Source organism: Streptomyces sp. NPDC037410 (genome assembly GCF_055602235.1).
Genome location: NZ_JBVJWR010000005.1, coordinates 186,968 through 199,544, shown reverse-complemented (window position 1 = coordinate 199,544; position 12,577 = coordinate 186,968). Strand labels below are relative to the sequence as shown.

Below are 12,577 nucleotides of genomic sequence, written 5' to 3'. Positions count from 1 at the left end.
CGATCCGTCAGATCACCGCCGCCCGCACGCACAGCACGTCCGGCAGGTGCTCCGCCAGGAGCTGCCAGCTGTCCCCGTCGTCGGCGCTCGCGTACAGCTCGCCGTTCCGGTTGCCGAAGTAGACGCCCGCCGGGTCCGCGTCGTCCGTGCACAGCGCGTCCCGCAGCACCGTGCCGTAGTGGTCGCCCTCGGGCAGCCCCCGGCTGAGCGGCTCCCAGGTGGCACCCGCGTCCGTCGTGCGGTAGACGCGGCAGCGGCGGCCCGCCGGAACCCGGTCGGAGTCGGCGGTGATCGGGAAGACGTACGCCGTGTCCGGGCGGTGCGGGTGCGCGGCGACCGCGAAGCCGAAGTCCGAGGGGAGCCCCGAGCCGATGTCGGACCAGTTCGCGCCGGCGTCGTCGCTGCGGAAGACGCCCCAGTGGTTCTGGAGGTAGAGCCGGTCCTTGTCGCCCGCGTCCTGGGCGATCTTGTGGACGCACTGCCCGAACTCGGGGTTCGGATCGGGCAGGAAGACGGCGGACACCCCGTGGTTGGAGGGCGCCCACGCGGCTCCGCCGTCCCGCGAGCGGAACACCCCGGCGGTCGACACCGCGACCGTCAGGGCGTCCGGATCGCGCGGGTCCGTGACGACGGTGTGCACGGCCTCGCCGCCTCCGCCGGGCACCCACTTCGAGCGCGTCGGGTGCTCCCAGAGCGGGCGGACGAGCTCGAAGGACTCGCCGCCGTCCGCCGACCGGAACAGCGCGGCCGGCTCGGTCCCCGCGTACACGACGTCGGGGGAGTGCTGAGGTGCCGGGTGCAGCTGCCAGACGCGCTCCAGGGAGGCTCCCGTGTCCTCGGGGAACTTCACGGCGGGGCGGGCCGGTTCGGTCCAGGTCCTGCCGAGGTCGTCGGAGTGGAAGACGGAGGGGCCCCAGTGCGCGCTGTCCCCGCCCGCGAGCAGGCGCGGTGTCGGCCGCCGGGTGTCGATGGCCACCGAGTACACCGCCTGCGCGGGAAAGCCGGGATCGTCGAACTCCCATCGTCCGTCGTGCCTCCGCCCGATGAAGAGGCCCTTGCGGGTGCCTACGGTGAGGAGTACGTCGGGCATGTCTGCCACCTCCAGGGACGCCGTTGTCACTGATACGGGCCAGTCTGCACCCGGCCACTGACAACGGCCCCCGGAGACGCGCCGCGGTCAGATCGCCCAGGCGTACTGCGACGGAGCGGGGGTCCGCGCGCCGAGATCGCGGGCGGCGCGGCGCGGCCAGGAGGCGTCGCGCAGCAGCTCGCGGCCGAGGAGGACCGCGTCGGCCTCGCCGTCGGCGAGGATCTTCTCGGCCTGCTCGCTCCCGGTGATCAGGCCGACGGCGGCGACGGGCAGCCCGGTCTCGGCCTTGACGCGGGCGGCGAAGGGCACCTGGTAGCCGGGGCCCACCGGGATCGCGGCCGGTCCGCCGTTGCCGCCGCTGGAGACGTCGAGGAGGTCGACGCCGTGCGCGCGCAGGAGCGAGGCGAACCGAACGGTCTCGTCGGCCGTCCAGCCCTGCTCCTCCAGCCAGTCGGTGGCGGAGACGCGGAAGAAGAGGGGCAGCTCCTCGGGCCAGACGGCGCGCACGGCGTCGACGACCTCCAGGGCGAGGCGCGTGCGGTTCTCGAACGAGCCGCCGTAGGCGTCGGTGCGGTGGTTGCTGTGCGGGGAGAGGAACTCGCCGATGAGGTAGCCGTGCGCGCCGTGCACCTCCAGGACCTCGAAGCCGGCCGAGAGGGCGCGCCGGGCCGCGTCCGCGAACTGTCCGGTGATCTCCCGGATCCGCTCCACGGTCAGTTCGGTGGGCACGGGGTGGGCCTCGTCGAACGGGACCGGGCTGGGGCCGACGGGCTGCCAGCCCTCGCGCGGGTCGACCGGACCCCGGCCCTCCCAGGGCCGGTTGGTGGAGGCCTTGCGTCCGGCGTGGCCGATCTGGATGCCGGGGACGGTGCCGTGCTCCTTGAGGAATCCGGAGATGCGCCGCAGTCCTGCGATCTGGGTGTCGTTCCAGAGTCCGAGGTCGGCCGGGCTGATGCGGCCCTCGGGGGAGACTGCGGTCGCCTCGACGAGGATCAGTCCGGCACCGCCGGTGGCGCGGGCCGCGTAGTGGGCGAAGTGCCAGTCTCCGGCGACGCCCGCGTTCGGTCCGCTCGTCTCCGCCGAGTACTGGCACATGGGCGCCATCCAGACCCGGTTGGGCACGGTCAGGGATCGCAGGGTGTACGGCTCGAAGAGGGCGACGCTCATGACGGACTCCGTTTCGGGATGCCTCGAAGATGCTCGTACGATACTCATCGTAGTACGGCACCTGTCAAACTACGAGGCCTCTCGTACAATGGTGCGCATCCCGGATGAAGTGGAGCCGCCGCCATGACGACCACCACCAGCCCGCGCGTCCTCGAACACCCCACGCGCGACCAGATCCGCCTCGAAGAGGTGCTGCACGCCCTCTCGGACGCCGTACGCCTGCGGATCGTGCGGGACATGGCGCGCGAGGACGTCGAACTCAGCTGCTCGTACTTCGACCTCCCGGTGACCAAGTCCACGACCACGCACCACTTCCGGGTGCTCCGCGAGAGCGGCGTGATCCGGCAGGTGTACCGGGGCACGGCCAAGTACAACCTGCTGCGCAGGGACGACCTCGACGCCCTCTTCCCCGGCCTCCTCGACTCCGTCCTGTCCGCCGCCGGCGCCCAGGCGGGGCGCGCGGGGGAGGAGGGGGCGGCCTGACGGCCCGCCCCCTCCGCCGGCGCCTACAGCGAGCGCATCCGGTCGATCTCCGAGGTCTGCTGGGCGATCACGTCGTTCGCCATCTCCTCCACGAGGACGTTGTTCCCCTCGCTCAGCACCTCGGCGGCCATCGTCACGGCCCCTTCGTGGTGCCTGATCATCAGCTTCAGGAAGAGCTCGTCGAAGGCCCTGCCCTTCGCGCTCCTCAACTCCTTCAGTTGGGCCTCGGTCGCCATCCCCGGCATCGCGTGGTGGTCGTGCGCGCCCTGCTCGCGCGGACCGCCGTTGTTTTTCAGCCAACCTTCCATGGCGCCGATCTCCGGCCGCTGCGCCGCCGCGATCCGCGCGGCGACCTTCTTCACCTGCGGCGAGGACGCCCGCTGGGGGACCAGGTCCGTCATCGTCAGGGCCTGCCGGTGGTGCACCATCATCATCTGGACGTACCGGAAGTCCGCACCGTTCGGGCTCTCGTCGGGGAGCAGCCGGGCGGCCTCCTCGGGGGAGATCCGCCGGGCCGGTTCACCCGGCTTGCCCGGTGCCACCACCGACTGCCCGTTCGTGGCCTTGGCCTGCGGCGCGCTCTCGTCGGACCCCGACTCGCAGGCACCCAGGGCGAGTACGGCGACGGCGGACAGGGCCACGGCGACGACGGCACGCTGACGGCAGATCAACAACGCGACCTCCAGGGGTCCTTGCGGGGACAGTGACCGTTCCTAGCACTTTCTCTTCTTGACCGGTCGAAAACCTTCATGACGTCTCTGTTGCCATCTGTTGAGATGTGCACGGCAAGGAAGATACTGCCGGGGTCCAACACCCGTTCACAGCCGAACGGATACCAGGGAGGACGGAGTGAGTTCGTTGCGTACCCCGCGTTCCACGTCCGACACGTCCGACACGCGCGACCCGCGTGCCCGCATCAGACGCCTGGGTGCGGCATCCGCCGCCGCCGGGCTCCTGGCCGCCATGCTCGTGGCAGGACCCGCGGCCGCCAGCCCCGACCCCGGAGACACCGGCCCCGCACCCGGCGCGGTCTCCTCGCAGCAGGCCGCAGAGGCGCGCTCCGCCATCCAGAGCGGCGAGATACCCGGCGTGGACGAGATCGTCCACAGCCAGAACATCGAGCACCTGGCCAACATCCCCAAGGACGCCCTCAAGGGCCTCAACTCGGACCTCGCCTTCCAGGGCAGGTACGCCTTCGCCGGCAACTACGACGGCTTCCGGATCTTCGACATCAGTGACCCGAAGGCCCCGAGGACCGTCACCCAGGTCCTCTGCCCGGGCTCCCAGAACGACGTCTCCGTCTCCGGGAACCTCCTCTTCCTCTCCACCGACTCCTCCCGCAGCGACAACTCGTGCGCCAGCACGACGCAGCCCGCCTCGGTGAAGGAATCCTGGGAGGGCATGAAGATCTTCGACATCAGCGACATCGCCAACCCGAAGTACGTCGCCTCCGTCGAGACCAACTGCGGTTCGCACACCCACACGATCCTGCCCAAGGGCAAGAACGTGTACATCTACGTCTCCTCCTACTCGCCCAACGTGGCCTTCCCGGACTGCCAGCCCCCGCACGACGGCATCTCCGTCATCAAGGTGCCCCGCAAGGCGCCCGAGCAGGCCGCGGTCGTCAACTTCCCCGTCCTCTTCCCGGGTGACGGCCCGGACGGCGGCGGCAACCCGGGCGCGCCCACCAACCCGGGCGTCTCCAAGACCACCGGCTGCCACGACATCACCGTGCTTCCGTCGGAGAACCTCGCGGCCGGCGCCTGCATGGGTGACGGCATCCTCTTCGACATCAAGGACCCCGAGCACCCGCGGGTCATCGACCAGGTCGAGGACAACGTCAACTTCTCGTTCTGGCACTCCGCGACCTTCAACCAGAAGGCGAACAAGGTCGTCTTCACCGACGAGCTCGGCGGCGGCGGCGCCGCCACCTGCAACGCCCAGGTCGGCCCCGACCGGGGCGCCGACGGCATCTACGACATCGTCGGCAAGGGCGACCAGCGCAAGCTCGTCTTCCGCAGCTACTTCAAGATCCCGCGCCACCAGGCCGACACCGAGAACTGCGTCGCGCACAACGGCTCGCTGATCCCGGTCAAGGGCAAGGACCTCATGGTCCAGGCCTGGTACCAGGGCGGCGTCTCCGTCTGGGACTTCACCGACTCCTCCGCCCCGAAGGAGATCGGCTACTTCGAGCGCGGCCCGCTGTCCGCCACCACGATGGCGACGGGCGGTTCCTGGTCCGCGTACTACTACAACGGCCACATCTACTCGAACGACATCGCGAAGGGCTTCGACGTCCTGCAGCTCTCCGACCGCCGTACGGACCCGGCGAAGCGGATCCGGATGGACCGGCTCAACGTCCAGACCCAGCCGGACTACTTCGACCTCGACGGCTGACCGCGGTCATGACGGCCGGCTGACGGCCCGAGCACCCGCATGCCGCCGGGCGGACCCCCGCCCGGCGGCATGCCCGCCGCCCAGTCGAGCCCGTACCGCTGGAACAGCTCCCACCGCAGCCGGGCCAGCGGCATCGGAGCCCCCGGCAGCAGCAGCGCCACCACCGTGCCCATCAGCAGGGCGCGCAGCAGCGGGTAGTCCGTGTCCACGTCCGTGGAGCCGTACCGCGTGACCGTGTCCCGCAGCAGGAAGGCCAGGCGCTGCTGCTCCTCGCACTGCACGAACCCCTCGGCCTGCAGGATGCCCGCCATGTGGGTCCGCATCAGGGTGGGCCGCGTCACCGCGAGCCCCAGGATCGCGTCGATCGCGCGGGCCAGCCGCTCGCGGCCGTCCTCCGTGCGCGGCTCCCGCTCCAGCGCCTCCTCCAGGGTGAGGTGCATCAGCCGGTGCACCGCCGCCTGGAGCAGCTGGCGCTTGCCGGGGAAGTAGTACGAGATCAGTCCCCGCGCCGTACCGGCCCGCTCCGCGATGTCGCCGAGCGTGGTCGCCTCGTAGCCGTGAGCGTCGATCAGGTCCACCGTCGCCTGGAGAATCCGCTCCCGCGACCGGCGCCGAAGCTCTTCATTGACCGATGGGCTACGCGGGGACATGCTGGACTCCTGCGTTGACTGGCTGCCGGCCAATATACTCGGCGCATGCCGTCGGCATGCCCCTGTGGCATACCGCCGGGGATGCCGTCTGTTCTGGGCGACACGGGGGATCGTCCAGAACAGACGGCTTCATCGCCTTTCTCCCATTCTGCTCCCGCTGTCGCTTGCGCCTCCGGGGGCTTCGCGCCGCTCACTCCACCGGTACGTGAGGACCGCCACGGCCACGCAGAACCAGCCGAGCAGCCAGCCCCCGACGACGTCCGAAGGCCAGTGGACGCCCAGGTAGACCCGTGTCCAGCCCACTCCGAGCACCGTGACGGCGGCGGCGCCCGCCAGGGCGCCCCAGCCGCGCCACTCGTCGCGCCAGCGCAGGGCGAGGACCCAGAGCAGCAGGCCGCAGGTGACCGTCGCCGTCATGGCGTGGCCCGAGGGGAACGCGGCGTACCGCGCCGAGTCGACCGGATCGGTCCACTGCGGGCGCTCCCGGCCCACCAGCGACTTGAGGGCCTGCTGGAGCCCGACGGCCAGCAGGCTCGTCCCGGCCACCCACAGAGCCAGGCGCCGCTCCCTCCGCCACCACAGCAGCACCGTGGCGACGGCGGCCAGGGCGCGCATCGTCCACGGGTCCCACACCCAGTCGGTCAGCACACGGTTGACCTGGGTGAACCCGGGGTGGGCGAGGGCGCTGCGGTGGAGCGCCTCGGCGACCGACCGGTCGAAGGAGAGCAGCGGCGACCACCCCACCGCGACGAGCACGAGCAGAGTCAGGGCCAGGACCCCGGAGATCACGGCGGAGGTGCGCATGCGCCGATCCTGCCCGACGATCCGCCCTGCGCCGTCGTCCCCGCCAGGGGGTGTCGCCGTCCGGGCCCGGTCCTCCGCCCCGGCGCGCGTCGCCGTCCCCGCCCGGTCCGTCGCGCCCGCTGTCACCTGCCGCTATCCCAACGCCCTGAGCGCCGGCACGAAGGCCACGAGCACGGGGATCACGGGGACGAGGGAAGCGGCCGCCGTGAGCCGGAGCCGGTGGCCTGCGGTCAGGCGGGGGGTCGCGGTGAGCAGCCGGTTCACCCGCTGCGGCAGACCGGCGTCGGGCGCGGGCCCCGGGCCGAACACCCCCCGGTCCTCGTTCAGTTCGACCAGCGCGAGCGCGATCGTCAGCCGTCCGAAGCGACGCGAGGCGACGTCGTCGGCGGCCAGCTCCACCAGGCGGTGCATCTCCTCCCGGAAGGCGGCGAAGACCGGGATCCCCGGGAATCCGGCGGCCAGCGCCGCCGAGGAGTGCAGCAGCCAGTCGTGCCGGGCCCGGGCATGGCCCTGCTCGTGCGCCAGGACCGCGTCCAGCCGGCGCCCCTTCAAGCGGCGCAGCGCCGCCGTCGTGATGACCAGCTGGGGCGTGGAGCCCGCCACCCACCAGGCGTTCGCCCGCTCACCCTCCAGGACGACGAGCCGCTCGCCGTCCGGCCGCTCCCCGGGCAGCAGGGGCGCGCGGACGAGCAGTTCGCAGCGGTGCTGTCTGCGCCGGGCGCGGGCCTGGCCGATCTCGCGGCCCAGCATCGCCCCGGACCAGAGCCCGCCGGCCGCCAGGGCCACCGCGAGCACCGCCGACCAGGGCCCGGACGTGCCGAGTTCGTACGCGTCCACCACCGCGCGCGGCGCGCCCGCGAAGACCTGCCCCCGTACGGCCTGCCAGGCCACGGACGCGCTGAACGTCATGGAGAGCGCGAAGCTGACCAGTACCGCGGCCACCACGCACTGCCACACCCACAGGGCCACCACGGGTTCTCGCTCCACCCAGTCGGCGCGTGACAGCAGCTTGGGGGCCGCGACGGCGGTCAGGAGGCCGAGCAGGAACAGCGCGAGGGAGACCCACATGGCGTCAGCCTATGAGCGCGGTACGCGCCGGGGTATGGGAGCGGACGGCAAGTGACGTACGCCACGGTTTCGTTGGCCGGAAGACGAGGGCGCGGGGCCGGATCCCACGACACCGCCCCGGGCCCGGCGCGCCCCGGCCTCACATGGTCACCAGCATGGCCAGCATCGCGAGCGCCATCGACAGCCGGCAGGCGTGGGTCAGCTCCGGCCGCCCCGCCCAGGCGGCGCCCGCGCCGCCCCCGGCGCTCGCCCACGCCCGGCCCGCGCCGCCCCCCGAGGTCGCCGTCACCGGGACGAGTCGCGCACCCGAGCGGAGCACGTACGCCGTGTAATAGAGGAGAAGCCCGCCCGTGAGCACGGGTATGCCGCCCGTCGCCCCCGCCGTGTGCCCCGCGTGCGCCCCCGGCGCGCCGGGGGCCGCCATCGCGACCGCCATGTAGACCATGGCGAGCGTGCCCACCAGGTGGTGCAGATGGTGACCGCCGTGCCGGACCGCCAGGAGGCCGTGCAGCGCCGCCGCGCCGAACACCGCCGCGTACACCGCCCACACCCACTCCGGCGGCGCCAGGACAGCCGCGGGCAGCGCCATCGCCGCCATCCCGAAGCCCATCACCGCCTCGCCGGCGGCGGCCCGCCGCTCCTCGCCCACACCGGCGCGCGTCCGCAGCAGGCAGTACCCGCCCGTCGCCGCGCACACCGCGACCAGCAACCACCCGGACAGAACCGGTCCGTGCACGGCACACCTCCCCCTAGCCGCCGTCCCCTCCAGGGCCGCCGTCCCCTCCAGGGAGGAATGCCCGCCTCCCGGGGGCCGCACGCGGGCGCACGGGCGCGCACAGGCGTACGAAGGGAGCGAAAGGCGCGCGCGTTAGGCTCGGGCCGATCGCGCACGCCGATCGTCAGCGCCCGAGGGGAGCCCCGAACCATGGACACCGCCGCATCGCAGGAGACCGACCGCATGAGCTACCGCGACGCGGTACTCGACGACGTCCCGGCGCTCGTCCCGCTCGTCGAGTCGGCCTACCGGGGCGATGCCAGCCGGGGCGGCTGGACGACGGAGGCGGACATCCTCCAGGGGCAGCGCACCAACCCCGAGGACATGACCGAGGTGATCACCACCCCTGGTAGCCGGCTCCTGGTCGTCGAGCGCGACGGCGAGCTCGTGGCCTGCTGCCAGCTGGCACACCGGGGGGAGGTCGCCTACTTCGGCATGTTCGCGGTCCGCCCCGAACTGCAGGGCGCGGGTCTGGGCAAGCGGATCATCGCGGAGGCCGAGCGCCGGGCGCGCGAGCTGTGGGAGGTGCGCGAGATGCACATGACGGTGATCACCGCGCGCGAGGAGCTGATCGCCTGGTACGAGCGGCGCGGCTACCGCCGTACGGGCCGCACGACCCCGTACGGCGCCGACGAACTCGGCCTGCCTCTGCGCGACGGCCTGGAGTTCGAGCTCCTGATCAAGCCGCTGAACTGATCCGTCCGGCGGAAAGGTGGCTTCCCCCCTGACGGACAGGAAAAACTTCTGCCGTCCGGGGGGTCGCACAGGATAATTTCTCTTGGCTCCTCTTGTGGGAACGAAGCGTCAATGGTTACGTTGTATTGACGCAAGGTTCTCCTGTGGAGGAAGAGGCATGACGGAAATTCTTGTGCAGGACGTGACCGGTGGGGCGATATCCACCGACGCCCGCGTGATCGACCACCCGGCCTGGGCCGAGCTCAAGAATGCCGTGGAGGAGATCCGCCCCTGGCAGTCCAAGGACGGCTCGATCGACTTCGAGGCCGAGGGCGCCCCGGCCCGCGCGCTCGCCGAGCAGACCGTGGACCGCCTCGTCGCGGCCGTCGAGCAGCTCTCCCCGCTCGTCCCGCACGACGGCGCCTACCACCGCGCCCTCGTCAAGGACCTGCGCAAGTGGGTCGAGAGCGGCTTCACCGTGCCGGACTTCCTGGACTCCCTCATGGAGTTCCACCCGGCCGCCGGCCGTGCCGACGGGCTCCAGCACCTCGTGCTCTTCCCGATGTACACGCAGAACGGCAACCTGGACCGCAACTTCGAGGCCGTCGTGCTCCGCATGGTCTGGCCCGAGTGGCTCTCCGAGCTGGAGCGCACCCGCTACGACAACCCGGGCTTCTGCGGCATCACCTTCGAGGACTTCACCGCCGGGTACGACACCAACTCGGCCGTCCTCTTCCCGGAGACCGTCGCCGTCCGCGAGGTCCCCGAGCGCTTCACCTGGGGCGGCATCTTCTGCGACCGCGAGGCCGCGCGCTTCCGCAAGGTCACCGAGGCCGCCGTCGACACCCTCGGCGTGAAGCTCCCCGAGGACATCGCCGTCATGCTCGGCGACCAGGAGCGCTGCCAGCAGGCCTTCGCGCTCTGGGACCTGGTCCACGACCGCGCCCACAGCCGCGGCGACCTGCCCTTCGACCCCTTCATGATCAAGCAGCGCCAGCCCTTCTGGATGTACGGCCTCGAGGAGCTCCGCTGCGACCTCACCGCCTTCAAGGAGGCCGTGAAGCTGGAGTCCGAGGGCAACGGGCACGGCCGTGACGTGCAGTACGCCGTCCTCTTCGACCGGATGTTCCGCTTCCCGCTCACCGGCGACCGCACCCGCAACTACGACGGTCTGGGCGGCCAGCTCCTCTTCGCGTACCTCCACAAGAACGACGTGGTGCGCTGGACGGACAACGTCCTCACGATCGACTGGGACCGCGCCCCCGAGGTCACCAACCGCCTCTGCTCGGAGATCGAGACCCTCTACCGCGAGGGCATCGACCGCCCGAAGCTGGTCCATTGGTTCAAGGCGTACGAGTTCGTCTCCACCTACCTCGCCCCGCACCCGGGATCGAAGTGGGCCAAGGGCCCCGACGCCCTCGACCTCTCCCTGCCGCCCCGCAAGCTGGTCGACGACGTGCTTCCGGACGAGTTTCCGCTCAGCATGTTCTTTGAGGCCCTCGCCAAGAAGCTGAAGGGCGTGATCGCCGACACCAAGGGGATCACCGCCGCCGACGTCCCGAGCACCGAGCGGGCCGCCGCGTGAGCGACCTCACCGAGAACACCGAGGAGGCGTCGCCCATGAACTCCAACGGAAACGGCGGACCGCTCGACGGCGCCGTCATCGCGGTCGCCGGCGCGGCCGGCCCGGCGGGCCGCGCGACGCTGCTGCGTCTCGCCGAGGCGGGCGCGACGGTCGTCGCCTCCGACGCCGACCCGGCGCGCCTCGCGGAGGCCGTCGACGCCGCCCGCTACGCCCACGGCGGAGCCAAGGTCATCGGCGACACGGTCGACCTCCTCGACCTGGACGCCACCCGTGACTGGGCCGCGAAGACCGAGAAGGAGTTCGGACGGATCGACGGCCTGGTCCACCTGGTCGGCGGCTGGCGCGGCAGCGCCTCCTTCACGGAGACCGACCTCAAGGACTGGGACTTCCTGGAGAAGCTCCTGATCCGTACCGTCCAGCACACCTCGCTCGCCTTCCACGACGGGCTGCTGCGCGCCGGCGGGCGCGGCCGGTACGCCCTGGTCAGCCAGTCCGGTGCGCACAAGCCGGTCGCCAACAACGCCGCGTACAACGCGGGCAAGGCGGCCGCCGAGGCCTGGACCCTCGCCATGGCGGACTCGTTCCGCAAGCTGGGGGGCGACGAAGGCCCGCAGGCGGCGGCTGCCATCCTGGTGATCAAGGCACTGGTGCACGACGCCATGCGCGCCGAACGCCCCAACGCGAAGTTCGCGGGCTTCACCGACGTCAAGGACCTGGCGAACGAGATCGCGGGTCTCTGGGACAAGCCCGCCCAGGAAGTGAATGGACAGCGTCTGTGGCTGACCCCCAAGCCGTGACCGCGGCACTCGGCCCCAGGACCGACGCACGTCGTCACCACGACCCGTCGGTCCGGGGCTTCGCCAGCGACAACTACGCCGGCGCCCACCCCGAGGTCCTCGCGGCCCTCGCCCTCGCCAACGAAGGCCACCAGGTGGCCTACGGCGAGGACCAGTACACCGAGCACCTCCAGCGGATCATGCACAGCCACTTCGGCCCCACCGCCGAAGCCTTCCCGGTCTTCAACGGGACCGGGGCGAACGTGACCGCCCTCCAGGCGCTCACCGACCGCTGGGGCGCCGTCATCTGCGCCGAGAGCGCCCACATCAACGTGGACGAGGGCGGCGCGCCGGAGCGGATGGGCGGCCTCAAGCTGCTCACCGTCCCGACCCCGGACGGCAAGCTCACCCCCGAGCTGATCGACCGGCAGGCCTGGGGCTGGGAGGACGAGCACCGGGCCATGCCCCAGGTCGTCTCGATCACCCAGAACACGGAGCTCGGCACCGTCTACACGGTGGACGAGATCCGCGCCATCGTGGAGCACGCCCACGCCAAGGGCATGAAGGTGCACCTCGACGGGGCCCGGATAGCCAACGCGGCCGCCTCGCTGAACGTGCCGATGCGCGCGTTCACCAACGCGGTCGGCGTCGACGTGATCTCGTACGGCGGCACGAAGAACGGCATGCTCTTCGGCGAGGCCGTCGTGGTCCTCAACCCCGACGCGGTCAGCCACATGAAGCACCTGCGCAAGCTGTCCATGCAGCTCGCCTCGAAGATGCGCTTCGTGTCGGTGCAGCTGGAGGCCCTCCTCGCGAAGGACCTGTGGCTGCGCAACGCCCGCCACGCCAACGCGATGGCCCAGCGCCTCGCGACCGGCGTGCGCGAGCTGGACGGGGTGGAGATCCTCTACCCGGTGCAGGCCAACGCGGTCTTCGCCCGCCTCCCGCACGAGGTGAGCCGACGCCTGCAGGAACGGTTCCGCTTCTACTTCTGGGACGAGGTCGCCGGCGATGTCCGCTGGATGTGCGCCTTCGACACCACGGAGGACGACGTGGACGCCTTCCTCCAGGCGCTGAAGGAAGAGCTGGCCCGCTAGCACTGTGTGA

At 71.5% G+C, this 12,577-nt stretch carries 13 protein-coding genes; 6 read left to right on the top strand and 7 right to left on the bottom strand.

Annotated elements, in window-relative coordinates; all coding sequences use genetic code 11:
- Positions 1-7: 7 nt before the first annotated feature.
- Both ACZ7HT_RS10385 and ACZ7HT_RS10380 read right to left on the bottom strand, forming a co-directional pair.
- The gene (locus ACZ7HT_RS10385; RefSeq protein WP_471162583.1) at positions 8-1,090 is read right to left on the bottom strand and encodes a WD40/YVTN/BNR-like repeat-containing protein; all 1,083 of its coding nucleotides are present in this window, start codon (positions 1,088-1,090) and stop codon (positions 8-10) included.
- A gap of 87 nt (positions 1,091-1,177) precedes the next feature.
- Positions 1,178-2,257, bottom strand: coding sequence for an NADH:flavin oxidoreductase/NADH oxidase (locus ACZ7HT_RS10380; RefSeq protein WP_471162580.1), 1,080 nt, complete (start codon positions 2,255-2,257; stop codon positions 1,178-1,180).
- Positions 2,258-2,380: 123 nt separating this feature from the next.
- On the opposite strand from ACZ7HT_RS10380, the gene ACZ7HT_RS10375 reads away from it, so the two are divergent.
- The gene (locus tag ACZ7HT_RS10375) at positions 2,381-2,740 is read left to right on the top strand and encodes an ArsR/SmtB family transcription factor (RefSeq protein WP_471162577.1); all 360 of its coding nucleotides are present in this window, start codon (positions 2,381-2,383) and stop codon (positions 2,738-2,740) included.
- Positions 2,741-2,763: 23 nt separating this feature from the next.
- Here ACZ7HT_RS10375 and ACZ7HT_RS10370 read toward each other — a convergent pair whose 3' ends face one another.
- Positions 2,764-3,414 carry a DUF305 domain-containing protein gene (locus ACZ7HT_RS10370; protein WP_471162575.1) on the bottom strand — a complete coding sequence of 217 codons (651 nt, stop codon included), beginning with the start codon at positions 3,412-3,414 and terminating at the stop codon, positions 2,764-2,766.
- A gap of 289 nt (positions 3,415-3,703) precedes the next feature.
- Here ACZ7HT_RS10370 and ACZ7HT_RS10365 point away from each other — a divergent pair, with 289 nt between their 5' ends.
- Positions 3,704-5,137 (top strand): LVIVD repeat-containing protein, encoded by a 1,434-nt coding sequence (locus ACZ7HT_RS10365; protein WP_471163096.1) that lies wholly within the window; start codon positions 3,704-3,706, stop codon positions 5,135-5,137.
- On the opposite strand, the gene ACZ7HT_RS10360 is transcribed toward ACZ7HT_RS10365, so the two are convergent.
- The 4 genes from ACZ7HT_RS10360 to ACZ7HT_RS10345 form a co-directional block, all read right to left on the bottom strand.
- Positions 5,116-5,787, bottom strand: coding sequence for a TetR/AcrR family transcriptional regulator (locus ACZ7HT_RS10360; protein ID WP_471162572.1), 672 nt, complete (start codon positions 5,785-5,787; stop codon positions 5,116-5,118). The two genes, ACZ7HT_RS10365 and ACZ7HT_RS10360, sit on opposite strands and share 22 nt — an antisense overlap.
- A 129-nt stretch (positions 5,788-5,916) precedes the next feature.
- Positions 5,917-6,591 (bottom strand): phosphatase PAP2 family protein, encoded by a 675-nt coding sequence (locus ACZ7HT_RS10355; RefSeq protein ID WP_471162569.1) that lies wholly within the window; start codon positions 6,589-6,591, stop codon positions 5,917-5,919.
- A gap of 132 nt (positions 6,592-6,723) precedes the next feature.
- Complete coding sequence (locus tag ACZ7HT_RS10350; RefSeq protein ID WP_471162566.1) at positions 6,724-7,659, bottom strand: M56 family metallopeptidase; 936 nt, start codon at positions 7,657-7,659, stop codon at positions 6,724-6,726.
- Positions 7,660-7,798: 139 nt separating this feature from the next.
- Positions 7,799-8,395, bottom strand: a complete 597-nt coding sequence (locus ACZ7HT_RS10345) for a DUF5134 domain-containing protein (RefSeq protein ID WP_471162563.1) — start codon at positions 8,393-8,395, stop codon at positions 7,799-7,801.
- Between the two features lie 189 nt (positions 8,396-8,584).
- On the opposite strand from ACZ7HT_RS10345, the gene ACZ7HT_RS10340 reads away from it, so the two are divergent.
- The 4 genes from ACZ7HT_RS10340 (at position 8,585) to ACZ7HT_RS10325 (ending at position 12,567) form a co-directional block, all read left to right on the top strand.
- On the top strand, positions 8,585-9,130 hold the full coding sequence (locus ACZ7HT_RS10340; protein WP_471162560.1) for a GNAT family N-acetyltransferase: 546 nt from the start codon (positions 8,585-8,587) through the stop codon (positions 9,128-9,130).
- A gap of 157 nt (positions 9,131-9,287) precedes the next feature.
- Positions 9,288-10,694: a DUF6421 family protein gene (locus ACZ7HT_RS10335; protein ID WP_471162557.1), complete on the top strand. Its 1,407-nt coding sequence runs from the start codon at positions 9,288-9,290 to the stop codon at positions 10,692-10,694.
- Positions 10,695-10,729: 35 nt separating this feature from the next.
- Positions 10,730-11,491, top strand: a complete 762-nt coding sequence (locus ACZ7HT_RS10330) for an SDR family NAD(P)-dependent oxidoreductase (protein WP_471162554.1) — start codon at positions 10,730-10,732, stop codon at positions 11,489-11,491.
- Positions 11,488-12,567: a threonine aldolase family protein gene (locus ACZ7HT_RS10325; protein ID WP_471162551.1), complete on the top strand. Its 1,080-nt coding sequence runs from the start codon at positions 11,488-11,490 to the stop codon at positions 12,565-12,567. The genes ACZ7HT_RS10330 and ACZ7HT_RS10325 overlap by 4 nt, the downstream gene beginning before the upstream one ends.
- Positions 12,568-12,577 lie beyond the last annotated feature (10 nt).

Excerpts from the sequence above, each read along its gene's own strand:
- ACZ7HT_RS10340 (WP_471162560.1), top strand. The coding sequence starts at position 8,585 with ATGGACACCGCCGCATCGCAGGAGACCGACCGCATGAGCTACCGCGAC.
- ACZ7HT_RS10335 (WP_471162557.1), top strand. The coding sequence starts at position 9,288 with ATGACGGAAATTCTTGTGCAGGACGTGACCGGTGGGGCGATATCCACC.
- ACZ7HT_RS10355 (WP_471162569.1), bottom strand. The coding sequence starts at position 6,591 with ATGCGCACCTCCGCCGTGATCTCCGGGGTCCTGGCCCTGACTCTGCTC.
- ACZ7HT_RS10385 (WP_471162583.1), bottom strand. The coding sequence starts at position 1,090 with ATGCCCGACGTACTCCTCACCGTAGGCACCCGCAAGGGCCTCTTCATC.
- ACZ7HT_RS10350 (WP_471162566.1), bottom strand. The coding sequence starts at position 7,659 with ATGTGGGTCTCCCTCGCGCTGTTCCTGCTCGGCCTCCTGACCGCCGTC.
- ACZ7HT_RS10330 (WP_471162554.1), top strand. The coding sequence starts at position 10,730 with ATGAACTCCAACGGAAACGGCGGACCGCTCGACGGCGCCGTCATCGCG.
- ACZ7HT_RS10365 (WP_471163096.1), top strand. The coding sequence starts at position 3,704 with ATGCTCGTGGCAGGACCCGCGGCCGCCAGCCCCGACCCCGGAGACACC.
- ACZ7HT_RS10375 (WP_471162577.1), top strand. The coding sequence starts at position 2,381 with ATGACGACCACCACCAGCCCGCGCGTCCTCGAACACCCCACGCGCGAC.
- ACZ7HT_RS10380 (WP_471162580.1), bottom strand. The coding sequence starts at position 2,257 with ATGAGCGTCGCCCTCTTCGAGCCGTACACCCTGCGATCCCTGACCGTG.
- ACZ7HT_RS10360 (WP_471162572.1), bottom strand. The coding sequence starts at position 5,787 with ATGTCCCCGCGTAGCCCATCGGTCAATGAAGAGCTTCGGCGCCGGTCG.